Here is a 24,831-nt window from a genome sequence, read left to right on the forward strand (position 1 = left end):
CTACAGAGCAGGCGGAACGCGTTCACCCTGCGTTCCGCCTTTATCGTTAATATTAATGCAGCACCGTAACCGCATCTTCCAGACGACCAGCGCGATGTTTCACCATCGCGGAAATCTGGGCGCTCTCTTCAACCAGTTCGGCATTTTTCTGCGTAATGTTGCTTAATTCATTCACTGCGCGAGTCAGGCTCGAAAGACCATCTGACTGTTCCAGCGTTGAGTGACTGATTTGGGCGATCAACTGCGTCACGTTTTGCACCTGTGCCACAATATCATCCATCGTGCGCCCTGCGGCGTGAACCTGGTCAGATCCGGACTGCACCTTATCGGCGCTGGCATCAATCAGCTTGCGGATATCATTGGCTGCACTGGCGCTGCGGCTGGCAAGATGACGCACTTCTCCCGCCACCACGGCGAACCCTTTCCCCTGCTCACCCGCCCGTGCGGCTTCAACAGCGGCGTTCAGGGCCAGAATATTAGTCTGGAAAGCAATATCGTTAATCAGCGTGGTAATGGTGCCGATCCGCTGGGTGCTGTTGGCGATATCGTCCATAGTTTTGATGACGGTATCCATCGCCTCGCCGCCGTGCGTCGCCGCGCTGCTGGCTGCAATGGAGAGCTTGTCGGCCGCGGCGGCGGTCTCTGAGTTTTGCTTCACCGATGCCGCCATCTGATTCATGGTGGTCACCGTTTCCTGCACGTTCTCTACGGTCTGCTGCGTATGCTTGTTTAAATCATCGCTGCCTTTCGCCAGCGTTTCGCTGTCGCTGCGCACACAGCTCACCTGACTGGAGACATCATGGATGAGCCAACGGCACATTAGCCCCAGTTGCCCAACCGCTCGCAGCATCAGGCCCAGTTCATCACTGCGGTTAAGATGCGACACGCTGTTTCGTTCACCGGTCGCCACTTTTAGCGCCTGACGAGCGACATTCTCAATAGGACGCACAATCTGCCATTCGAAAATAGCCGTTCCCAGCATCATCACCAGCGCGCTTATCAGCAGTAACGGCCATTCGGCGCCCATTTGCTGCAATGCGGCCGCCAGTACGATAAACATAATTGCCATTACGCTGCGCACTCGCCAGCGAATCGGCAGCGCCGGGAGTTTACCCAGCCAGCCTTTGCGTACCACCAGTCCTTTATGGATACGTCGGTTGCAACGCCCTTCATTCAGCGCTTTATATAAAGGCTCTACCGCCGCAATCTCCTCGTCAGTGGCCCGGGTACGAATCGACATATATCCGGTGACACGACCTTCCCGCACCATCGGCACCGCATTGGCCCTTACCCAGTAGTGATCGCCATTCTTACGCCGGTTTTTCACAATCCCGCTCCATGGCTCGCCCTGTTTCAGGGTGTACCACATATCCGCAAACGCCGCTTTTGGCATATCCGGATGACGAACCAGATTGTGCGGCTTATCGAGCAATTCATTCAGTTGATAGCCACTGACCTGGACAAAGGTATCGTTCGCGTGGGTGATATAGCTTTGTAAATCGGTGGTCGACATGAGGGTGATATCATCATCCAGCGGTGTATTTTGCTGACTAACGTAGGGATGAGAAGACATGATTGCGTCCTGTGCAGGTTATCTGGTTGTTAACTCTTTCGGCTTATGTTATTTCGGCGATAATTTTTTTATCTTTAGTTGTTAAATTTGATTTAGATCGCAATTTGCGATTAAACCTCAAAATCTGTACGCATTCTAATCCATTGATTTAAAATACTTTCATTCAGTAACTATTCAACTGCACTTCTACCAACGCACCGTCACAGTGCAAACATTGCTCACTTTTAGCGCAGAAAAGTGCTTTTCCGATCTGTTTTCGCGGTCTTAACCTGGGCAAAATGCCAGCAAATGTTAAACATTAGAATTAAATGTTGCGTGAATGAGATGTTTCCTGGTGTTTATCCCGATTTTTGCTAAGCGCGCCGGAATGGCGCAATCGCTGCAATACTTAAATCAGTATCATGTGATACGCGAGCTCCGGGAGCATATTTTGAACAGGTTACCTTCCAGCGCATCGGCCCTGGCCTGCAGCGCACACGCACTGAATCTCATCGAAAAGCGCACGCTTGATCATGAGGAAATGAAATCATTAAACCGAGAGGTGATTGAATACTTCAAGGAGCATGTCAATCCGGGGTTCTTAGAGTATCGAAAATCTGTAACTGCAGGCGGGGATTACGGAGCCGTAGAGTGGCAAGCGGGAAGCCTGAATACGCTTGTCGACACCCAGGGGCAGGAGTTCGTCGATTGCCTGGGTGGATTTGGAATTTTCAACGTGGGGCACCGTAATCCAGTCGTGGTTTCCGCCGTACAGAATCAACTCGCGAAACAACCTCTGCACAGCCAGGAGTTACTTGACCCTCTGCGGGCCATGCTGGCAAAAACCCTCGCCGCGCTGGCGCCAGGTAAACTGAAATACAGTTTTTTCTGTAACAGCGGGACCGAGTCGGTTGAAGCCGCTCTGAAGCTGGCGAAAGCGTATCAATCGCCGCGCGGTAAATTTACGTTCATTGCCACCAGCGGCGCATTCCACGGTAAATCACTGGGAGCACTGTCCGCCACGGCTAAATCAACCTTCCGCAAACCGTTTATGCCGCTGCTGCCGGGTTTCCGCCATGTGCCGTTTGGCGATATTAACGCGATGCGCACCATGCTCAGCGAGTGTAAAAAGACCGGTGACGACGTCGCAGCCGTGATCCTCGAACCTATCCAGGGTGAAGGGGGCGTGATCCTGCCACCGCAAGGGTATTTGCCCGCCGTGCGTAAACTTTGCGATGAGTTTGGCGCACTGATGATCCTTGATGAAGTGCAGACCGGCATGGGTCGTACCGGCAAAATGTTCGCCTGCGAGCACGAAAACGTGCAGCCCGACATTATGTGTCTGGCCAAAGCGCTGGGCGGCGGCGTGATGCCAATTGGCGCAACCATTGCCACCGAAGAGGTGTTTTCCGTCCTGTTCGATAATCCCTTCTTGCATACCACCACGTTTGGCGGCAACCCGCTCGCTTGTGCGGCTGCGCTAGCCACCATTAACGTCCTGCTGGAGCAAAATTTACCGGCTCAGGCGGAGCAGAAAGGCGATATGTTGCTGGATGGTTTCCGCCAGCTTGCGCGGGAGTACCCAGACCTGGTGCATGATGTACGCGGTAAAGGCATGCTGATGGCAATTGAGTTTGTCGATAATGAAATCGGCTACAACTTTGCCAGTGAGATGTTCCGCCAGCGGGTACTGGTTGCCGGCACGCTAAACAATGCAAAGACGATCCGTATCGAACCGCCGTTAACGTTAACGATCGAGCAATGCGATCTGGTATTGCGATCGACGCGCAAAGCCCTGGCAGCATTACGGGTGAGCGTGGAGCAGGTGTAATACATGTCGGATGGCGCTGCGCATCTCAGGCTTACGGGATCAAATGTAGGTCGGATAAAAGCGTAGCCGCCATCCGGCAATTAGCACAACTTAAACAATCCGCACACCCGCTGGCATAAGGCGTTCTGGCGTCAGCAGCACGCTTTCGCTGCCATCGTCCGTCTCAGCGCAGAGCAACATGCATTCTGACGTTTCCCCGCGCATTTTGGCCTTTTGCAGATTACACAGCACCACCACCGTTTTCCCCATCAGCTCCTCTTCGCTGTAATAAGGCACCAGGCTGGTCACGGTTTGCAGCGTACGCTCTCCCACATCCACCTGCACGATATACAACTTATCAGCATTGTCATGGCGCTTTACCTGTGCGATTTTTCCAACACGTATTTCCATTCGGGCAAAATCAGCAAATGCGACGGTATCCATTGTGTTCTCCTTTGGTAAAATTTTACTAAATACTAGCAAAATATTTTCTTGGCATGGTTCTCAAAAGCGGGAAAATGACGTAGTCATCACACTCTGAAAGCCCAGTTTTACCCCAGGCATGTCAATTAAACGTACTTTTTTTACTGAAAACAGATGAATAGATAAGCACTTCATTTACAATGCGCAGGTAACTCAGGGAAAAGGCAAACATGGCAACACTTAAAGACATCGCAATCGAAGCTGGCGTGTCCCTGGCGACAGTGTCCCGGGTTTTAAACGATGACCCCACGCTGAATGTAAAAGAAGAGACCAAGCATCGCATTCTGGAGATCGCGGAAAAACTGGAGTACAAAACCAGCAGTGCTCGTAAAAACCAGACCAGCGCGCTCGGCCCCCAGCATATTCTGGCGCTCTACAGCTACCAGCAGGATTTGGAAATCAACGATCCTTACTATCTCGCGATCCGTCACGGAATAGAAACCCAGTGTGAGAAGCTGGGGATCGAACTGACCAACTGCTATGAGCACAGTGGGCTACCGGAGAGCAAAAACATTACCGGCATTCTTATTGTCGGCAAGCCTTCTTCGGCTTTGCGTAATGCAGCAGCAGCGCTTACCGACAACATCTGCTTTATCGATTTCCATGAACCCGGCAGCGAATATGACGCCGTCGATATCGATCTGGCCCGCATCAGTAAAGAGAGTATCGACTACTTCATCGCCCAGGGCGTCACTCGCATTGGCTTCATCGGCGGTGAAGACGAACCCGGCAAGGCAGATATCCGTGAAGCCGCGTTTGTCGAATACGGTCGTCTGCAGCAGGTCGTTTCTGAACAGGACATCTATCGCGGCGGTTTCTCCAGTTCATCAGGGTATGAACTGGCCAAAAAAATGCTGGCGAAAGCCGACTATCCCGGTGCCCTGTTTGTGGCTTCAGACTCGATTGCTATTGGCGTTCTGCGCGCCATTCACGAGCGTGGCCTGAACATTCCGCAGGACATTTCGCTGATTAGCGTTAATGATATCCCGACAGCGCGCTTCACCTTTCCTCCGCTTTCCACCGTTCGCATCCATTCAGAAATGATGGGCAGTCAGGGCGTCAACCTGCTGTTTGAGAAAGCCCGCGATGGGCGTGCGCTTCCTCTGCTGGTTTTTGTTCCCAGCAAGCTGAAACTGCGCGGCACCACCCGCTAAAATCCCCAGTAAACACGCCCGGTTTCTTCAGATGCCGGGCGCGCATTGTCATGCATTATTTTCTGCGCCCCATTATTTTCGTGATCCAGTTAAAGTAAATCACCTCACTCGCTATATTTTAGTAAAACTTTTACTAAAATCACCATCAATTACACTTACTCACCATTACAATGAATGGTTCCGATTTTTCTCCACCGGGAGGCCTTATGAATCGCTGGGAAAACATTCAGCTCACCCACGAAAATCGACTGGCGCCACGCGCATATTTTTTCTCTTATGACTCCGTTGCGCAGGCTCGCTCGTTTGCCCGCGAAACCAGCAGCCTCTTTCAGTTGCTAAGCGGTCAGTGGAATTTTCAGTTCTTTGAGCATCCGCTGCAGGTGCCGGAAATCTTTACGTCGCAGTTTATGAATGACTGGGGCAGCATCACCGTCCCAGGCATGTGGCAGATGGAAGGACACGGCAAACTGCAGTATACCGACGAAGGTTTTCCTTTCCCGATTGATGTCCCCTACGTTCCGACCAATAACCCCACCGGAGCCTACCAGCGCATTTTCTCCCTCAGCGAAGGCTGGCAGGGCAAACAAACGCTGATTAAATTTGATGGCGTAGAAACCTACTTCGAAGTTTACGTGAATGGTCAGTACGTTGGTTTCAGCAAAGGCAGCCGCCTGACGGCTGAATTTGATATCAGCGCGGTGGTAAAGACCGGTGACAACCTGCTGTGCGTTCGCGTAATGCAATGGGCTGATTCCACTTACGTTGAAGACCAGGACATGTGGTGGTCGGCGGGAATTTTCCGCGACGTCTATCTGGTAGGCAAACAGGCGACCCATATTCAGGATTTTACCGTTCGCACCGAGTTCGATGATGACTATCGCGACGCCACCCTCACCTGCGACATTGCGCTGGAAAACCTGGCTGCCACGCCAGCGATGGCGTCGCTCGAATACACCTTGTTTGACGGTGAGCAGGCGCTGCATAGCGGCGTGATTAACAATCTGGCAGTGGATCAACACACCCGCACCGCTTTTAATTTCAAGGTTAGCGCGCCGCAGCAGTGGTCAGCGGAATCGCCGTATCTTTATCATCTGGTGATGACGCTGAAAGATGCCAACGGCAATCTCCTTGAGGTCGTGCCACAGCGGGTCGGATTCCGCGATATCAAAGTTCGCGACGGTCTGTTTTACATCAATAACCGCTACGTGATGCTGCATGGCGTTAACCGCCACGATAACGATCATCTTAAAGGCCGTGCGGTTGGCATGGATCGCGTTGAAAAAGATCTGCTGTTAATGAAGCAGCACAACATCAATTCCGTGCGTACCGCCCATTACCCGAACGATCCGCGCTTCTATGAATTGTGCGATATCTACGGTCTGTTCGTGATGGCCGAAACCGACGTTGAATCTCACGGCTTCGCCAATATCGGCGATATCAGCCGGATAACGGACGATCCGTTGTGGGAAAACGTCTACGTTGAGCGCATCGTGCGCCACATCCATGCACAAAAAAACCACCCGTCGATCGTCATCTGGTCGCTCGGCAACGAATCCGGATACGGCTGTAACATCCGCGCCATGTATCACGCCGCGAAAGCACTGGATGACACGCGTCTGATCCATTACGAAGAAGATCGTGACGCCGAAGTGGTGGATATCATCTCCACCATGTACACCCGTGTGCCGCTGATGAATGAGTTTGGCGAATATCCACATCCTAAGCCGCGCATCATCTGCGAATATGCTCACGCCATGGGCAACGGTCCCGGCGGGCTGACGGAATATCAGAACGTCTTTTATCAGCATGACTGCATTCAGGGACACTATGTCTGGGAGTGGTGCGATCACGGGATTCAGGCCAAAGATGACGACGGCAACGTCTGGTACAAATATGGCGGCGACTACGGCGACTATCCGAACAATTATAACTTCTGCCTTGATGGCCTGATTTATTCCGATCAAACCCCGGGGCCGGGTCTGCAGGAATACAAGCAGGTGATTGCGCCAGTAAAAGTACGCGCACAGGATCTGGCTCGCGGCGAGCTACGGGTAGAAAACAAACTGTGGTTTACCACGCTTGACGACTACACCTTGCATATTGAGGTTCGCGCCGAGGGAGATACGCTTTCTGCTCAGCAGATAAAACTGCGCGACGTCCCTCCTGACAGCGATACCCTGGTGCAATGCACACTGCCGGAGCTGGATGCGCGCGAAGCGTTCCTCAACGTCATCGTGACGAAAGATTCCCGTACGGCATACAGCGAAGCCGGGCACCACATCGCGACTTATCAGTTCCCGCTGAAGGCCAGAACGGCGGCTGCCGTACCGTTTAGCCTGAAAAACGCTATTCCTCTGACGCTGGAAGACAGCCGCCAGAGCTGCACCATACGCGGTTATAACTTCCATCTGACCTTCTCAAAACTGAACGGTAAGCCCATTAGCTGGACCGTTAACGGTGAGGAGCTGATTACCCGCGAGCCGAAGATTAATTTCTTCAAACCAACCATTGATAACCACAAACAAGAGTTCGAAGGCCTTTGGCAACCAAATCATTTACAGATTATGCAGGAACATCTGCGCGATTTTGCCATTGAGCAAACCGATGACGCGCTGTTGATAACCAGCCAGACGATTATCGCCCCGCCGGTATTTGATTTCGGTATGCGCTGTACCTACCGCTGGCGGATTGCCGCAGACGGTCAGTTGAACGTGGAGCTTTCCGGCCAGCCTTACGGCGAGTACCGGGACATTATTCCGTGCATCGGCTTCACGATGGGCATCAACGGCGATTTGGGGCAGGTGGCGTATTACGGACGTGGTCCCGGTGAAAACTATGCCGATAGCCAGCAGGCCAACATCATCGATATCTGGCGCAGCAGCGTGGATGAGATGTTCGAAAACTATCCGTTCCCGCAAAACAACGGCAATCGTCAGGACGTGCGCTGGGCAACGCTAACCAACCGCCACGGCAACGGTCTGCTGGTGATTCCGCAGCGCCCTGTCAACCTGAGCGCCTGGCGCTATACGCCAGAAAATATCTTTGCCGCACAGCACTGTAATGCGCTGCAGCGCAGCGATGACATCACCCTGAATCTGGACCACCAGGTGCTGGGCTTAGGCTCCAACTCCTGGGGAAGCGAGGTGCTTGATTCCTGGCGCGTCTGGTTCCGTTCGTTCAGCTACGGCTTCACGTTGTTGCCGGTTTCCGGTAGCGAATCTAGCGCTCAAACCGCCGCCAGCCGCGTCTTTGGTACCGGGTTCTTTTCCACGAATTTGCACAGTGAGAATACAAAATGAGGATCATCGACAACTTAGCGCAGTTCCAACAAATTTACGCATCCGGGAAGAAGTGGCAGCGCTGCGTCGAAGCGATTGAAAATATTGATAATATTCAACCAGGCGTCGCCCACTCTATCGGTGATTCCCTGAGCTATCGCGTGGAGACAGACTCCGCGACCGATGCACTGTTTACCGGTTATCGTCGTTATTTTGAGATCCATTACTACCTGCAAGGACAGCAAAAAATAGAGTATGCCGCCAAAGAGGATCTCCAGGTGGTTGAATATTATCGCGATGAAACCGATCGCGAATATCTGAAAGGCTGTGGAAAAACCGTAGAAGTGCGCGAAGGACAAATGGTTATTTGTGACAACCATGAAGCCTATCGTTTTATTTGTAATAACGCAGTGAAAAAAGTCGTACTCAAAGTCACCATCGAAGATGGTTATTTTCATAATAAATAAAAACACAGGCGGCGCCGACGTTGCGCCGCCAGTACCCTATAATAATCAGGAATCGGAGATGTGCTATGTCTGATACCAAACGTAATACCATCGGCAAGTTCGGCTTACTTTCACTCACCTTTGCCGCGGTTTATAGTTTTAATAACGTTATCAACAATAATATTGAGCTGGGTCTGGCATCCGCACCGATGTTTTTCCTCGCGACGATCTTCTACTTTATTCCGTTCTGCTTAATCATCGCTGAATTTGTTTCGCTGAATAAAAACTCCGAAGCCGGTGTCTATGCATGGGTGAAAAGTTCGCTGGGCGGACGTTGGGCATTTATTACCGCCTATACCTATTGGTTCGTTAACCTGTTCTTTTTTACCTCGCTGTTACCCCGTGTTATCGCCTACGCCTCATATGCTTTTTTAGGCTACGAATACATTCTGACGCCGTTCGCAACCACTGTGTTAAGTATGGTGCTGTTTGCCTTCTCCACCTGGGTTTCGACCAACGGCGCAAAAATGTTAGGACCAATTACTTCGGTCACCTCCACATTGATGCTGCTGCTGACCCTGTCCTACATCCTGCTGGCGGGTACTGCGCTGGTTGGCGGCGTACAGCCTGCTGACCCTATCACCGTAGACGCAATGATCCCGAATTTTAACTGGGCCTTCCTCGGTATCACCACCTGGATCTTTATGGCGGCAGGCGGTGCGGAGTCGGTGGCAGTGTACGTCAACGACGTCAAGGGCGGGTCCAAATCGTTCGTGAAGGTTATTATCATTGCCGGGATTTTTATTGGCGTGCTCTATTCCATCTCCTCGGTACTGATCAACGTCTTCGTGAGCAGCAAAGAGCTGAAATTTACCGGTGGTTCGGTACAGGTATTCCACGGCCTGGCGGCATACTTTGGCCTGCCGGAACTGATCGTTAACCGCTTTGTCGGCCTGGTCTCCTTTACCGCGATGTTCGGCTCTCTGCTGATGTGGACCGCAACGCCGGTGAAAATTTTCTTCTCTGAAATTCCGGCGGGTATTTTCGGTAAAAAAACCGTCGAACTGAATGAAAACGGCGTTCCGGCCCGCGCAGCCTGGATTCAGTTCCTGATTGTTATCCCGCTGATGATTATCCCAACGCTCGGCTCCAATACCGTGCAGGATTTAATGAACACCATCATCAACATGACAGCCGCCGCATCGATGCTGCCGCCGCTGTTTATTATGCTGGCTTACCTGAATCTGCGCGCAAAACTGGACCACTTACCGCGCGACTTCCGTATGGGTTCGCAAAAAACCGGCATTATTGTGGTATCGATGCTGATTGTCCTTTTCACCATCGGGTTTATTGCCTCGACCTTCCCGACCGGCGGTAACATCATGACAATTATATTCTATAACGTCGGGGGGATTGTTATTTTTCTCGGTTTTGCCTGGTGGAAATACAGTAAATACATCAAAGGGCTAACCAAAGAAGAAAAAGCTATTGAGGCGGCTCCCGCGTCAGATATTAATTAAAATATTAATAACGATTAGAGCGGTCTGTTTTCTTGCTCACCTGAAATACAATGTGAAATTAAATATACAGACTTGCAGGGCATTTATTGCCCTGCTCTTCTGTTGTGTACTTTCATTATTTGCAGCAAAGATTCGTCCACCAGCGGCCGCAACGTGTGAATCGCCCCCTGCCAGAAGGAGGTTTAGCAACCCAGGACGCTCTGCGGCATTTATTTAACCCCCAGATGCCGCCACAGTTTGTCCAGCGGCATTGTCGCCAGCGCCACGCACTCATCGGCGGCGCCGTACCAGACGTGCAGCGTCTCATCGCGGATCAGCGCCCCACAGGTGAACACCACATTGCCGAAGAAGCCTTCGCGCTCGTAGGGCGCATCTGGCTCCAGCAACGGTACCGGTGATTTCGCCAAAATATGGGTCGGATCGTTGAGATCCAGCAGCAGCGCGCCGAGGCAGTAGCGCTGATCGGCATCCACACCGTGGTAGATCTCCAGCCAGCCGCGATCGGTTTTTAATACCGGCGCGCCGCCGCCTGATTTACGGCAGTCCCAGGCATCGCCGGACCGTCCCAGCAGGTGGCGATGGTTGCCCCAGTGCAGCATATCCGGCGACTCGCAGATCCAGATTTCCGGATGACCGAAGTGGCACGGGGCCGGACGGGTCAGGGCGTGATATTTACCGGCGATCTTTTCCGGGAAAAAGCAGACGTCGCGGTTGTCCGGACAGAGGATCAACCCTTTTTTCTCCACCGTGACAAAATCTTTGGTCACCGCCAGCGCGGTAGAGATCCCCAGCGACGACACCGCCGAGTAGTTGATGTACGCGATATCATCGATGCGGGTGATCCGCGCATCTTCGCAGCCAAACTCTTCATATTGCGTATCGGCGATGATAAACGGCTGGCTGTCAATCCGGAAGTTCACCCCGTCGCGGCTGCGCGCCAGGCGCAGATGCGACATGGAGGTCAGCCACACCCGCGCCGGATCGCTTTTCAGCACGATCACCCGCGGATCGCTGAAATCATAGCGTTCATCGCGACGATCGAAACTCGCGGTGGCCTGTACCCAGCCCGCATCGGTTTTTTCCAACAGCGGTACGACACGCTGCTGCGGGTCGGAATTGATCACGCTTTCCGCCACCCGCAGCAGCAGAACGATCTCCCCGTCACACTCCGTTACGCCAGCATTGAAAACACAATCGACCTTCCTGCCGGGCAGTGAAGGCGTCACGTCAGCCGGGGTAATCAACGGGTTTTTATTGTGCCTGTCCATGTACTCTCCTTTTGATCAAACATTGATTCTTGCCAATCCATTGCGCGTCCTCCCCGTACAGCACTTCAGCCTCAATCTCCTGCCACGGATTGCGAACGGGCGCACCAAAGTTGATGGCGACCCAGACCTGCTCCGCCGCCGTCGAACGGGTAAACCAGATGCATTCATCAGTGAGGTCGAGCGAGTCCTGCTGTCCCTGATGCAGCGCCGCAACGCGGCGGCGCAGGGCGATAAGCCGCCGGTACTGATGCCAGAACGATGTCTCATCCTGCTGCTGGCGCTCCGCGTTAATCAGGGCGATATCGCCGCCGACGGGCATCCACGGCGCGACGGTGGAAAATCCGCCAAAGGGGGCGTCGCGCCAGGGCAGCAGCGCGCGCGAACCATCCCGCGAATGTTCAATGGCCTGCGCCAGCGCCTGCTGCGGGCTGCTGCCTGCGGCAAGGGCGGTGCGGTAATGGGTTATTCCCTGAATATCAAAAAGCTGCTCTGCCGTTTGCGGACGGTAGTCGGTCACCCCCAGCTCTTCTCCCTGGAAGATAAACGGCACGCCGCTCACCGTTAGCTGGAGCGCCAGCACCGCCAGCGCCCGCCCGGTATCGCGCTCGTTTTCGCCAAAGCGGCCGATCATCCGCGACATATCATGGCTGGAGAAAAACAGCGTCGGTAAACCCGACTGCGCAACCAGCGTGGTTTTTAACTGGCTGAAAAGACGGGAAACATCAAAGGTTTTCTGGCTGCCGATATTAAAATTAAACACCACGTCCATCAGCTGCGGACTTTGATAGCGGCTGAGCACGTCAGGGTCTTCGCTGCCGATTTCGCCAATCAGGAAATAGTCACCCTGCGCCCGAACATGGGCACACAGCCGTTGCAGCGTCTCCGGGAGTCGCGGCTGATTGATGTCAAATTCATGGCGCTGCTCGCCGTTCTCTTCCGGGTTATCAGGCCCAATGCCGTCGGTAGTAAGAAAGTTGATAACGTCAAAGCGAAAACCGTCCACCCCCTGCGTAACCCAGAAATCCACTACCCGGTAAATTTCCTGTTCCACCGCCGGGTTGGCCCAGTTGAGATCCACCTGGCCGGGCGCGAATTTATGGTAATAAAACTCGCCGGTGTCTGGCTCAGCGGTCCACGCGCTGCCGGAAAAGAAAGAACGCCAGTTATTCGGCTGGCGGCGAAAAAGGAAATAATCACGATAGCGGCTGCCCGGATTATTCCACGCATCGCAAAACCAGGGATGTTCTGAGGAGACGTGATTGACCACCAGATCGATAATCACCCGAATGCCTCTGGCGTGGCAGCCGTCAACCACCCGGCGAAAATCGTCGAGAGTGCCGAAACGGGCGTCAACGGCGCAGTAATCGCTGATATCGTAGCCGTTATCCACCAGCGGAGAGGGATAAAACGGCGTGATCCACACCGCGCCGATGCCCAGCGCCTGCAAATAATCCAGCCGGGAAATCAGGCCCGGAAAATCGCCCAGCCCGTCGTTATTGCCGTCGCAAAACGAAGGCAGATAAATTTGATAGCAGGTACACGCCTGCCACCACAGTTGCTTTTTCACCGTCACGTTCCTTATTTCAGTGATAACGACATGCCTTCGAGGAAGTATTTTCTGAACAGAATAAACAGGACAACGATTGGCAGCATCTGCACCACCGACCCCGCCAGCACCGGTCCCAGGTAGATGCCGTAGGATTTGCTGAAGGTGGCGAGCAGCACCGAAAACGGCATTTTGTCCACTTCGCGCATCACGATCAGCGGCCAGAGGAAGTTGTCCCATGAGCTGGAAAAGGTGAACAGTGCGACAATCGCCAGAATGGATTTATTCAGCGGCATCATCACATGCCGCAAGATCCCCCACAGGCTGGCGTGATCGAGCCTTGCGGCGTACAGGTAATCATTCGGCGTGCCTTTAAAGCTCTGCGAAACCATAAAAATGCCCCAGGCGCTCATCGCATACGGCAGGATCATCGCCCCGTAGCTGTTGATCAGCCCCAGTTCACGCATCAGGACAAACTGTGGAATGATGAACATAAAGACCGGGAAAACCATCTGCACAATCAACAGGTTGCGAAACGCATTTTTGCCGCGAAACTCGGTTTTCGCGACGGCATATCCCACCAGCATTGAGGTCAGCGTGACGCAGACGGTAATGGTGAGCGACACGAACAGCGAGTTAACCAGGGTGCGCAAAAAAGGTTTGTCCGCCCGGTTGCTGTTATCGAACAGAAAAGCGTAATTCTCCAGCGTCAGATGACCGGAAAACAGCCCGGTCGTGTAGATTTGCGCCGTCGGTTTCAACGAGGAGATCACCATCCAGATAAAAGGATAAAGCCAGGTGAGCGCCAGCAAAAACATCACGGCGTGAATGAGCAGCGTTAAAGGAGTCAGTTTCTTCATTCACACAATCTCGATATGTTTTTCGAAAACTTTGCGGAAGACCCAGATGGCGAGGAAACTGCATGCCGCAACGATAATCGACATGGTCGCCGCCCAGGTTGGCTTCATTTTCTGGAACGCCACTTCATACATCACCACCATCGGACTGGTGGTGCTGTTGAGCGGTCCACCGCCGGTGATAAGATACGGCTCGGTAAAGATGCTGAACGCCACGGTAATCGCCAGCACCATCACCATCACGATTTGCACGTTCATCATCGGCAGGGTAATCGCCCAACTTTGCTTAAACTTCCCGGTTTTATCCAACTGCGCCGCGCTGTAAATATCCGCGGGGATCGCCACCATCCCGGAATAGAGAATCAGCCCGTAATAACCGACGAATTTCCAGGTAACAATTAACGCAATGGATAACATGGCGCAGTCAGGGTTGGTAAACCAGGGCACAGAGATGCCGAAACTGGCCTGTAAAAATTGATTGACCGGCCCGTATTCACTGAACAGTTTTGCAAAAACGATGGAATAGGCCACCCCCGAAGAGATATTCGCCAGTAAAAAACTCAGGGCAATAAAACTTTTCCCGTACTTAATTTTTCGTAATCCCGCGGCAAACAGCAGCGAGGTAAGAAAGACAATCGGGATATACCACATTAAAAAACGGCACACGTTCCACATCGACTGCCAGAATAACGCGTCATGAAACACACCAATGATATTCTGTAATCCGCTAAACGTCGGCGTGCCAATAAATTGCCAGTTCGTCACGCTGAGCACGACCAGCCAGCACAGCGGATAAAACCAGAACAGCAACGAATAACCGATCCACGTGGAGGCCAACAGGCCTCCGGTGCGGGATTCATATCCAGCCATTTTTTCCCCTTATTTCGCCAGCAACGTGTTAATTTCCTGCGCGGATTTATCGAGGGTGGCTGCCGGATCGGCGTGGTTGAAAATGACCTGCTCCAGCATCTGCGTCATGCTGCGCTGAATCTCCGTGGTTTGCGTAGTGGCCGCTGGCGGCAGCGCGACGTCCACGTAAGATGCGATCGCCTTCTCCAGCGGGTTTTTCTCAAAGTAATTCACAAACAGCGGATTACTCATTAAATCACTGCGTGCTGGCGGCATACCGGTCAACTCCAGCCAGCTCCGGTCGTGCTCGGCGTTGTTAAAGACCCACTGAATAAACGCCCACGCCTGCGCTTTGCGCTTGCTGGAACTGAAGATCACCACCCCTTTGCTGTCGCCGAACGTATACGGGTGCGCGTCGCCTTTCTCGGTGAGCATCGGCCCAATTTGCAGCGTTTTGAGGATCTCCGGATACTGCTTGTGATAGCGAGCGATATCCCACGGACCGCGCGCGGATGCCAGCACCTGTCCGGTCGCTAACGGATCGTCGGCGGCGGTGAAGTCGTAGCTGCTCCACTTGCTGTTAAAGACTTTCCCCATAAAGGTCAGTACCGCCTGTCCGGCAGGATCGGCAAACGTCGCCTGATGACCCGCGAGGTAAGGTTTACCGCCGTTTTGCGCATAATAAAGCGGAATAAAATCGAACCAGCGTTCCCACCAGTTTTTCCCGGCGGTCATCTGGATAACATAGCCGTTATTATCCGCCGCCCGGCGCTCTGCCAGCTGATAAAGCTCATCATAACGGGTCGGAACATGATCAAAACCATACTGCTTGAGTAAATCGCCCCGCCACCACCAGACGATAGGATTAATATAGATTGGCAGAACGTGTTGCTCGCCGTTTAATTGCCAGGCAGGAATAATTTTGCCCATCTGTCGGTTATTAACGAGTTCATTAAAACCACTCATTTTAGACAGGTCTTCAAGCTGACCAATTTCCACCAACTGGCTGGCAAAACCGATAAAGATATTACTGGAAATATCGGGTTCCGTGCCGGAAGCCAGCGCGTTCATTATTGCCTCTTCAGAACTGCTGGCGGCAGGAATGGGCGTAAATTCGACCGGGGTATGCGCCGGGTCTTTATTCCATTCTTTAACCATAGTATTCCAGAAGGCTTCTTCATTTTCGTTTGGTGCCACCCACATTTTAATTGGCGTTGTTGCTGTCTCTTCGGATTTTTTATCATCCGGACCGCAGCCAGAAATACAAAATGCGAATAGTACACAGGCTGTTAATTTAGCTAATTTTACAACTCTCACGATAACTCTCCATTTACTTTCAATAAGTATTGATTTACCGCTACCCTGCTATTGAATGGAGCGTAAATTAACACCCCCTTTTTATGTTTAACGTTAAACAAATCACAAAACGATTTTTGTTTAACGTTAAACTTTGCATCAACGTTCAACGCAATGGACGATAGAAATAAATAATTCACGCCAATATATAAACCCAGCAAATATATTAAACATGAAAATAAACGTTAATGATAATAAAGATAAGAAACGTATTACGATAAAATCATTGGCCAAGATTATGGGTATTTCCCATACCACGGTGTCGAACGCATGGAATAATCCGGAAAAATTATCTCCGGAGCTGCGCCAGCGAATTTTGCAATATGCCAACGAGCTTGGCTTTCAGGGACCGGACAAGCTGGCGCGCGCGCTGCGTACCGGTAAATCTGACACCATCGGCGTGATATTCAATGACTCTATGAGTTACGTGTTTATCGATCCCCACGACATTGCGCTGATGCGGGGGATCGCCGTCCAGTGTGAAGAACAAAACGTCAATCTGGTCTTGATCCCTTTGCGTAAGCGGCAACAGACGCCGCTCAACACCCTGGTTGATGGCTATATTCTCAACGCCACGCATAACAATGCGGCCATGATCCAGCACGCGCTGGCTCATGGGCGTCCGGTGGTCACGCTCGATTTTCAGTTTCCCGACCACAGCAGCGTCTCCATCGATAACGCCTGCGCCATGCGCGATATTGCCCGCTATCTGGCCGATAAAGGTCATCGGTATTTCGGCGTCATCGCTTTTCCGTCACAGCCCTCGGCGCAGGGAATGTGCGATCTGACCGCCCCCGTCACCGGCGACAACCTGCTGATGCTCTCCCGCGTGAATGCCTGCCGGGAGGTTTTCCAGCAGCGCGGCTTCGCCCTTGATACGTGCTGGCTGTATCAAACCCGACACGATGAAGAACACGGCGAACAGGCGGCCAAAGCGTTACTGGAAACCCATCCGGAGATCACTGCGCTTATCTGCCTTTCCGATCGCTTCGCCGTCGGCGCGATCCACTACTGCCAACGGCAGCAGCTGGCGGTTCCGCAGCGGGTTGCCGTTACCGGTTTCGATAATCTCGCCGTTGAGGTGGCGGGAATACGCCTGACCACCATCGCGCAAGACGCGGAAAAGAAAGGGGAAATGGCCGTCAAATTGCTGCTCACCAGAGGACCGGTGACCCACTATGAATTGCCTTACCAGCTCATCATTCGGGAGTCAGCCTGACTCATTAATTACAGAAGAGTAGATTATGGATGAACTAACCTGTTTTAAAGCCTACGACATTCGCGGTGAGGTTGGCGTCAACCTGACGCCGGATATCGCCTTTCGCATCGGTCGCGCTTACGCCGCCTGGCGCCATCCGCGCCGGGTAGTGATCGGCGCCGACATTCGCCTTAGCTCGGAATCGTTAAAATCCGCCGTGACCGACGGGCTGATTTCCAGCGGCGTGGATGTTATCGACCTTGGTCTGTCAGGCACCGAAGAGATCTACTTCGCCACCCGGGAACTGCGTGCCGACGGCGGCATTCAGATAACCGCCAGCCATAATCCGGCGCAGTACAATGGTATGAAGCTGGTGCGCGAAGAGGCGCGTCCGATCAGTAACGACAACGGCCTGCTGGAGATAAAAGCGCTGGCGGAGCGCAACGACTTTGCACCGATCGTCCATCGTGGCAGCCTCATCCCTTATGATAATCGCCCCGCCTGGATTGCCTGCCTGCTGCGCTTCCTTCAGCATCCGCCGACTCGCCCGCTACGTATTGTGACCAACGCCGGACATGGCACCGTCGGGCCTGCGCTTGACGCGATCGCCGACGGGCTGGCCCGTGCGGGCGTTCAGATTGAGTTTATTCGCCTGCACCATCAGCCGGACGGTCATTTCCCCGCAGGCGTGCCGAATCCGATGCTGACGGAAAACCGCCTCATCACCCAGCAGGCGGTTATCGAGAATCAGGCTGATTTCGGCATCGCCTGGGACGGCGATTTCGATCGCTGCTTCTTCTTTGATGAGTGTGGCCGCTTTATTGAGAGCTACTACCTGGTTGGCCTGTTCGCCGAGCACTTCCTGCAACGCTCCGCAGGCAGTCACATCATTCTGGACCCGCGGCTGACGTGGAATACGCTGGACGTTGTAACTCGCTGCGGCGGAATCCCGGTCATCAGCAAAACCGGGCACGCCTTTATCAAAGCGCGGATGCGCGAAGAGGACGCGGTCTACGGTGGAGAAATGAGCGGCCACCACTACTTCCGCGATTTTGGCTATTGCGACAGCGGGATGATCCCACTGGTATTGCTGCTGCAAATTATCGGCAGCGACAGCCGTCCGCTGTCGGCGTATATCGAACACGCCCAGGTGCGCTTTCCGGTTTCCGGCGAAATCAATCTGACGGTGGCCGATCCGCAATCGGTCATGCAATCCATCGCCGCTCACTATCTGCAAGCCGGCGGCCTGCGTGACGATTGCGATGGGTTGAGCATCGACTTCGTTGACTGGCGCTTCAACTTACGCGCCTCCAACACCGAGCCGCTGCTGCGCCTGAACGTGGAAACCCGCGCGGATACGGCACTGCTGGCGCGCAAAACCGATGAACTTTTAACGCTGATTGCAGCCTGGGATTCTGACAAGGAGAGGTTATGACCGCGCTAAGCCTGAGCAATATTCATAAAGCCTGGGGCAAGAACACCATCATTGAAAATCTGTCGCTGGAGATCGCCTCCGGGGAGTTCATTGTGCTGGTTGGCCCTTCCGGATGCGGGAAATCCACGCTGCTGCGGATCATCGCCGGACTGGAAATCCCCGACGGCGGTAAACTGGTGATGGGGGGAAAAGAGGTCACCAGGCTTGCGGCGGGCAAACGCAACCTGTCGATGGTGTTTCAGTCCTACGCCCTCTACCCGCATATGACCGTCAGGGAAAATCTGTCATTCGGTTTACGTAATATCAACACGCCCGCCGCCGAGATTGATAAGCGGGTCGCTCACGCCGCCAGCATGCTGAAGCTGGAAGAGATGCTGGACAGGCTGCCGCAGAATCTGTCCGGCGGGCAGCGCCAACGTGTGGCGATCGGGCGTTCTATTGTCCAGCAACCGGAACTGTTTCTGTTTGATGAACCGCTGTCTAACCTGGATGCCGCGTTGCGGGTCGGGATGCGCCAGGAGATCCAGCAACTGCATAACACCCTGAAAAACACCATGATCTATGTAACGCACGATCAGGTGGAGGCGATGACGCTGGCCGATCGCATCGTGGTGCTTTACAAGGGAAAAATTGAGCAGGTGGGCACGCCGCTGGAGCTGTATAACACCCCGGCAAACCTGTTTGTCGCTGAGTTTATCGGCACGCCGAAAATCAATGTTCTGCCAGCGGTATGGCGCGAAGGCGCGCTGCATATCGCCGATAACCTTGTCTTCCGCCTCACCCGTCAGCCAGCAGGCGTTAGCGACGGGGACAAGCTGTTTGTCGCCATCCGCCCGGAGCATATGCAGTACCAGCAGACCGGGGATTTCACATTGCAAGGTCGTACCCGGCTGTGTGAATTACAGGGCGACTCCACGCTGGTGTGGTTGGATTTAGCCGGCCACCCCGTGTGCCTGAAGTCTTTTCAACAGCTTAGCTTCATGCCGGATACACCGCTTACGCTCACCGTACAAGAGTCGCACCTGCACCTCTTTGACGGTCTGGGTAAACGACTGGCGTTCTGACCCAGTTGCCCTTGCGTCCGCAGGGGCATTTTTTGAATCCCATCACAATCACGGCATTCCCCTTTTCCCTTTTACGCGGCGACGGCTAAATTATTAACTCATCCGACCACATAACAATAATTTTACATACTGGACACCTTTATGAGCTATCCGTCGCTGTTCGCCCCGCTCGATTTAGGCTTCACCACGCTTAAAAACCGCGTGCTGATGGGTTCAATGCATACCGGGCTGGAGGAGTATCCCGACGGTGCAGAACGGCTGGCCGCGTTCTACGCCGAACGCGCCCGTCACGGCGTAGCGTTAATTGTGAGCGGAGGTATTGCGCCTGCGCTTTCCGGCGTGGGGATGGAAGGCGGCGCGATGCTGAACGACACCAGCCAACTTGCACATCATCGCGTCATTACCGACGCCGTGCATGACGAAGGCGGCAAAATCGCCCTGCAAATCCTGCATACCGGGCGTTACAGCTACCAGCCGCATCTGGTGGCACCTTCTGCCATTCAGGCGCCAATCAACCGCTTTACGCCGCATGAGCTGACGCACGATGAGGTACTGCAGTTGATTGAAGATTTTGCCCACTGCGCTCAACTGGCGCGGGAAGCAGGCTATGATGGCGTCGAAGTGATGGGCTCGGAAGGCTATCTCATCAACGAATTCCTGACTCTGCGCACCAATCAGCGCAATGACGAGTGGGGTGGCGAGTATGCCAACCGCATGCGTTTTGCCGTGGAAGTGGTGCGCGCGGTACGCCAGCGTGCCGGTAATGACTTTATTATTATCTTCCGCCTGTCGATGCTCGATCTGGTGGAAAACGGCGGAACCTTCGACGAAACCGTCCAACTGGCGCAGGCGATAGAAGCCGCAGGGGCGACCATTATTAACACCGGTATTGGCTGGCATGAGGCGCGTATTCCCACTATCGCCACCCCGGTGCCGCGCGGTGCGTTTAGTTGGGTGACACGTAAGCTGAAAGGGCATGTGACGATCCCACTGGTCACCACCAACCGCATTAACGATCCTCAAGTCGCCGATGACATTCTGGCCCGTGGCGATGCCGATATGGTGTCGATGGCCCGTCCGTTCCTCGCCGATGCCGAACTGCTGTCAAAAGCGCAAACCGGGCGAGCGGATGAGATCAATACCTGTATCGGCTGTAACCAGGCCTGCCTGGATCAGATCTTCGTCGGCAAAGTCACCTCATGCCTGGTGAATCCGCGCGCCTGCCATGAGACCAAAATGCCGATCGTTGCCGCCACTGTGCCGAAAAATCTGGCGGTTGTCGGAGCAGGTCCTGCAGGCCTCGCCTTCGCCATTAATGCCGCCGCACGCGGTCATCACGTGACATTGTTTGACGCGCATAGCGAGATTGGCGGGCAGTTTAATATCGCTAAGCAGATCCCCGGCAAAGAAGAATTTTATGAAACCCTGCGCTACTACCGCCGGATGATCGATGTGACTGGCGTGTCGCTGAAGCTGAATCACTTTGTCAGCGCACGCGATCTGTACCCCTTCGATGAAGTGATCCTTGCCAGCGGGATCGAGCCTCGCATGCCACCGATCGAGGGGATCGACCACCCTAAAGTACTGAGCTATCTTGACGTCCTGCGCGATAAAACGCCGGTGGGCAAACGCGTGGCGATCGTTGGCTGCGGCGGGATAGGTTTTGATACCGCCATGTATTTGAGCCAGCCCGGTGAGCCCACCAGCCAAAACATTGCGGAATTCTGCGTGGAATGGGGGATCGACACCAGCCTGCAACAGCCTGGCGGCTTACGCCTGGAAGGCCCGCACTTATCCCGCAGCCCGCGCCAGATAGTGATGTTGCAGCGCAAAGCCAGCAAACCGGGACAAGGTTTAGGGAAAACGACGGGCTGGATCCATCGCGCCACCCTGCTCTCACGCGGCGTGAAAATGATCCCGGCAGTTAGCTATCAGAAAATTGATGATGATGGCTTACACGTTGTGCTGAACGGCGAACCGGTGATCTTTAACGTGGATAACGTGGTGATTTGCGCCGGACAAGAGCCGCGCCGTGAGCTGGTCGATCCGCTCCACGCGGCGGGTAAAACGGTGCATCTGATCGGCGGCTGCGATGTGGCGATGGAGCTGGATGCCCGACGCGCTATTGCGCAAGGGACGATGCTGGCGCTGGAAATTTAACAGTATGTATTTCGTAGGCCGGATAAGGCGGTCACGCCGCCATCCGGCACACACGATTAGCGGCGGCGACCGGTTTTGACCGCTTTCAGTACCACGAATTTATTATTGGTGGCGATGGTCACGCAGTTGCCGAAAATCTTCTTCAGCTTGTGGAAGTAGTCAAGGTGACGGTTAGCCACAATGTACAGCTCACCGTTGATTTTCAGGCAGCGACGAGCGTGGTGGAACATCTCCCAGGCAATGTTATCCGTCAGCGCGTGCTTCTGGTGGAACGGTGGGTTACACAGCACGGCGTTAAAGCGGAACGGTTCGACGCCCGACAGCGCGTTGTTGATCATAAACTCACAGCGATCCAGCGCTTCAGGCATGTTACTTTCCACGTTCAAGCGGCTTGAAGCCACCGCCATCGGCGATTCATCAACAAATACCACGCTGGCTTCCGGGTTCTTCGCCAGCAGCGTCATACCGATGACGCCGTTACCACAGCCGAGGTCAACAATCTCCCCTTCGAGGTTTTCCGGCAGATGCTCGATAAAAAAGCGCGCGCCGATATCCAGTCCGGTACGGGAGAAGACGTTGGCGTGGTTATGGATAGTCCATTCGGTACCTTCCAGCTTCCAGCTTAGCGTTTGCGAGGCAGCGGCCAGCTCAGGTTTGCTGAACGTACAGTTGATTAAACGGGCTTTTTTCCACGCCAGCGTCGTGGTGGTTGGACCCAATACTTTTTCAAACAGCTCCAGCGTCGAAGTATGCACATCACGCGCTTTTGCCCCGGCGATGATACGCGTTTGCGGCGTTACCACTTCGCGCAGCGCGCGCAGTTGCTGCTCCAGCAGCGCCATGGTTTTTGGCAGCTTAATCAGCACCACGCCCGGCGCCTGCGGGTAGTCAGCCGTACTGTCGAGGAACTTGATGCTCGACTCGGCAATATCGTTGTGACGCAGGTTCTCGCGTGTGGCAAGCTCGCTGAGATAAGAATCGCCGATGCTGTACGGCGAATGTTGCGCCAGCGCACAGCCCAGCGCGCCAAAGGTATCATTCAGGATTAGCACCGGGCCGCTAATCTCGGTATCGTCCAGCTGTTGCAGCAGATATTCATCTGCCGCTTCCCACGCCAGCAGCGGGTTAACGTCATCCGTTTCCGGGAAACGTTTAAGTGACAGCGAACGGAAACCGTTGTCTATGTGGCTCATCGGCCCTCCTGAATGGTAAAATTTCGGCGTATCCCTGAAAAGGGTGCGTGAGTATACACTTTTTATGATTGGCATGGGCAAAGATGAACCAACTAACTTATCTCCAGGGCTACCCGGAACATTTGCTTTCTCAGGTGAGAACGCTGATTGCTGAACAGCGTCTGGGCGCAGTGCTGGAGAAGCGCTATCCGGGGACGCATGATTTCGCGACCGACAAAGCGCTCTGGCAATATACTCAGGATCTGAAAAATCAGTTCCTGCGTAATGCCCCGCCGCTGAATAAAGTCATGTATGACAGCAAGATACACGTTCTGAAGAATGCGCTGGGGCTGCATACCGCCGTATCTCGCGTGCAGGGCGGTAAGCTAAAAGCCAAAGCGGAGATCCGCGTTGCCACCGTGTTTCGCAATGCCCCTGAACCTTTTTTACGCATGATCGTCGTTCATGAACTGGCGCATCTGAAAGAAAAAGAGCACGACAAAGCGTTTTACCAGCTGTGCTGTCATATGGAGCCTCAGTATCATCAACTGGAGTTCGATACCCGCCTGTGGTTAACGCAACAATCGTTAAAGCAAACTGCGTAGTTGCGCACTGGCTTTGTCTTCAGGGCATGCTAAATTGACGAAAGGATCCCTTTTCGCAGCCTGAAGGCCATTATGATACGTTTCGCAGTAATTGGCACAAACTGGATCACCCGCCAGTTTGTCGATGCCGCCCATGAAACCGGCAAATATAAGTTGACCGCGGTCTATTCCCGTAGCCTCGAGCAGGCGCAGACCTTCGCCAACGATTACCCCGTCGAGCATCTGTTTACCTCACTGGAAGCGATGGCGCAAAGCGAGGCGATCGACGCCGTCTACATCGCCAGTCCAAACTCCCTGCACTTCCCGCAGACCGAGCTGTTTTTGCGGCACAAAAAGCATGTTATTTGCGAAAAGCCGCTGGCCTCAAACCTGGCGCAAGCCGAAGCCGCTATCGCCTGCGCGCGCGAAAATCAGGTCGTGCTGTTTGAAGCGTTTAAGACCGCCAGCTTGCCTAACTTCCTGCTGTTGCAGCAATCTCTACCCAAAGTCGGAAGAATCAGGAAAGCGTTTATTAATTACTGCCAGTACTCCTCGCGTTACCAGCGCTATCTGGACGGTGAAAATCCGAACACGTTTAATCCGGCGTTCTCAAATGGCTCGATCATGGATATCGGTTTTTACTGCCTGGCCTCAGCGGTTGCGCTGTGGGGTGAACCGCAAAGCGTTCAGGCCAGCGCCAGTCTGCTGGAAAGCGGCGTAGATGCCCACGGCGTGGTGGTGATGAATTACGGTGATTTCAGCGTCACACTCCAGCACTCAAAAGTAAGCGACTCGGTGTTAGCCAGTGAAATTCAGGGCGAGCAGGGATCGCTGGTGATCGAGCATATCTCCGAGTGTCAGAAAGTGTGCTTCGTTCCTCGCGGGGGGAAAACCCAGGATCTGACGACGCCTCAGCACATCAATACTATGCTGTATGAGGCAGAGGCTTTTGCTCATTTGGTTGAATCCGGCGAAGTGGATCACCCCGCACTGGCCGTCAGCCGTATCACCGCCAAACTGCAAACAGAGATTCGCCGCCAGACCGGCGTGATTTTCCCGGCAGATGAAGCGGTAACATCGCTGACAGCGTAAAGGTATG

The 24,831-nt window shown here is 53.7% G+C and carries 19 protein-coding genes; 11 read left to right on the top strand and 8 right to left on the bottom strand.

Features of this window, described 5'->3' with window-relative positions:
- Window positions 1-52: 52 nt before the first annotated feature.
- A complete protein-coding gene (locus BZK42_RS16300) occupies window positions 53-1,573 on the bottom strand; it encodes a methyl-accepting chemotaxis protein (protein ID WP_016154592.1) in 1,521 nt (506 codons plus the stop codon).
- A 430-nt stretch (window positions 1,574-2,003) separates the two neighbouring features.
- Here BZK42_RS16300 and ygjG point away from each other — a divergent pair, with 430 nt between their 5' ends.
- On the top strand, window positions 2,004-3,383 hold the full coding sequence (gene ygjG, locus BZK42_RS16305; protein WP_049259762.1) for a putrescine aminotransferase: 1,380 nt from the start codon (window positions 2,004-2,006) through the stop codon (window positions 3,381-3,383).
- A 90-nt stretch (window positions 3,384-3,473) separates the two neighbouring features.
- Here ygjG and BZK42_RS16310 read toward each other — a convergent pair whose 3' ends face one another.
- Window positions 3,474-3,806, bottom strand: a complete 333-nt coding sequence (locus tag BZK42_RS16310; protein WP_016157522.1) for a tRNA-binding protein — start codon at window positions 3,804-3,806, stop codon at window positions 3,474-3,476.
- Between the two features lie 209 nt (window positions 3,807-4,015).
- On the opposite strand from BZK42_RS16310, the gene ebgR reads away from it, so the two are divergent.
- The 4 genes from ebgR to BZK42_RS16330 all read left to right on the top strand — a co-directional run bounded on the left by ebgR (window position 4,016) and on the right by BZK42_RS16330 (window position 10,243).
- Window positions 4,016-4,999 (top strand): transcriptional regulator EbgR, encoded by a 984-nt coding sequence (gene ebgR, locus BZK42_RS16315; protein WP_016157523.1) that lies wholly within the window; start codon window positions 4,016-4,018, stop codon window positions 4,997-4,999.
- Window positions 5,000-5,205: 206 nt separating this feature from the next.
- Window positions 5,206-8,298, top strand: coding sequence for a beta-galactosidase subunit alpha (ebgA, locus tag BZK42_RS16320; protein ID WP_080859520.1), 3,093 nt, complete (start codon window positions 5,206-5,208; stop codon window positions 8,296-8,298).
- Window positions 8,295-8,744, top strand: a complete 450-nt coding sequence (locus BZK42_RS16325; protein ID WP_047358669.1) for a beta-galactosidase subunit beta — start codon at window positions 8,295-8,297, stop codon at window positions 8,742-8,744. The genes ebgA and BZK42_RS16325 overlap by 4 nt, the downstream gene beginning before the upstream one ends.
- 65 nt (window positions 8,745-8,809) lie before the next feature.
- Window positions 8,810-10,243 carry an amino acid permease gene (locus BZK42_RS16330; RefSeq protein ID WP_016154598.1) on the top strand — a complete coding sequence of 478 codons (1,434 nt, stop codon included), beginning with the start codon at window positions 8,810-8,812 and terminating at the stop codon, window positions 10,241-10,243.
- A gap of 209 nt (window positions 10,244-10,452) precedes the next feature.
- Here BZK42_RS16330 and BZK42_RS16335 read toward each other — a convergent pair whose 3' ends face one another.
- From BZK42_RS16335 to BZK42_RS16355, 5 genes are read right to left on the bottom strand one after another with little or no spacing between them, the layout of a single operon-like run.
- The gene (locus tag BZK42_RS16335) at window positions 10,453-11,511 is read right to left on the bottom strand and encodes a glycoside hydrolase family 130 protein (RefSeq protein ID WP_080859522.1); all 1,059 of its coding nucleotides are present in this window, start codon (window positions 11,509-11,511) and stop codon (window positions 10,453-10,455) included.
- A complete protein-coding gene (locus tag BZK42_RS16340) occupies window positions 11,495-13,078 on the bottom strand; it encodes a glycoside hydrolase family 13 protein (RefSeq protein ID WP_080859524.1) in 1,584 nt (527 codons plus the stop codon). The genes BZK42_RS16335 and BZK42_RS16340 overlap by 17 nt, the downstream gene beginning before the upstream one ends.
- 11 nt (window positions 13,079-13,089) lie before the next feature.
- On the bottom strand, window positions 13,090-13,917 hold the full coding sequence (locus BZK42_RS16345) for a carbohydrate ABC transporter permease (RefSeq protein WP_016154601.1): 828 nt from the start codon (window positions 13,915-13,917) through the stop codon (window positions 13,090-13,092).
- Entirely contained in the window at window positions 13,918-14,784 is an 867-nt protein-coding gene (locus BZK42_RS16350) for a carbohydrate ABC transporter permease (protein WP_080859525.1), read from the bottom strand. It lies immediately after the preceding gene.
- A gap of 9 nt (window positions 14,785-14,793) precedes the next feature.
- Window positions 14,794-16,080, bottom strand: coding sequence for an ABC transporter substrate-binding protein (locus BZK42_RS16355; protein ID WP_080859528.1), 1,287 nt, complete (start codon window positions 16,078-16,080; stop codon window positions 14,794-14,796).
- 211 nt (window positions 16,081-16,291) lie between these two features.
- Between BZK42_RS16355 and BZK42_RS16360 the strand changes: the two genes are divergently transcribed.
- From BZK42_RS16360 to BZK42_RS16375, 4 genes are all read left to right on the top strand, one after another.
- Window positions 16,292-17,338, top strand: coding sequence for a LacI family DNA-binding transcriptional regulator (locus BZK42_RS16360; RefSeq protein ID WP_080859530.1), 1,047 nt, complete (start codon window positions 16,292-16,294; stop codon window positions 17,336-17,338).
- Window positions 17,339-17,363: 25 nt separating this feature from the next.
- Window positions 17,364-18,752 (top strand): phosphohexomutase domain-containing protein, encoded by a 1,389-nt coding sequence (locus BZK42_RS16365; protein ID WP_047414090.1) that lies wholly within the window; start codon window positions 17,364-17,366, stop codon window positions 18,750-18,752.
- Window positions 18,749-19,816 (top strand): ABC transporter ATP-binding protein, encoded by a 1,068-nt coding sequence (locus BZK42_RS16370; RefSeq protein WP_049040409.1) that lies wholly within the window; start codon window positions 18,749-18,751, stop codon window positions 19,814-19,816. The genes BZK42_RS16365 and BZK42_RS16370 overlap by 4 nt, the downstream gene beginning before the upstream one ends.
- A gap of 141 nt (window positions 19,817-19,957) precedes the next feature.
- Window positions 19,958-21,976 (top strand): oxidoreductase, encoded by a 2,019-nt coding sequence (locus BZK42_RS16375; protein WP_016157531.1) that lies wholly within the window; start codon window positions 19,958-19,960, stop codon window positions 21,974-21,976.
- Between the two features lie 56 nt (window positions 21,977-22,032).
- Here the strand turns inward: BZK42_RS16375 and rlmG are convergent, their stop codons facing one another.
- On the bottom strand, window positions 22,033-23,169 hold the full coding sequence (gene rlmG / locus BZK42_RS16380; RefSeq protein ID WP_047358953.1) for a 23S rRNA (guanine(1835)-N(2))-methyltransferase RlmG: 1,137 nt from the start codon (window positions 23,167-23,169) through the stop codon (window positions 22,033-22,035).
- Window positions 23,170-23,252: 83 nt separating this feature from the next.
- Between rlmG and BZK42_RS16385 the strand changes: the two genes are divergently transcribed.
- Together BZK42_RS16385 and BZK42_RS16390 are read left to right on the top strand one after the other, a co-directional pair.
- Window positions 23,253-23,753: a M48 metallopeptidase family protein gene (locus tag BZK42_RS16385; RefSeq protein ID WP_016154609.1), complete on the top strand. Its 501-nt coding sequence runs from the start codon at window positions 23,253-23,255 to the stop codon at window positions 23,751-23,753.
- A 72-nt stretch (window positions 23,754-23,825) separates the two neighbouring features.
- Window positions 23,826-24,824, top strand: a complete 999-nt coding sequence (locus BZK42_RS16390; protein ID WP_016154610.1) for a Gfo/Idh/MocA family protein — start codon at window positions 23,826-23,828, stop codon at window positions 24,822-24,824.
- The last annotated feature ends 7 nt before the right edge of the window (window positions 24,825-24,831 follow it).

The sequence above is a fragment of the Citrobacter braakii genome (genome assembly GCF_002075345.1).
GTDB classification, from domain to species: Bacteria; Pseudomonadota; Gammaproteobacteria; order Enterobacterales; family Enterobacteriaceae; genus Citrobacter; species Citrobacter braakii.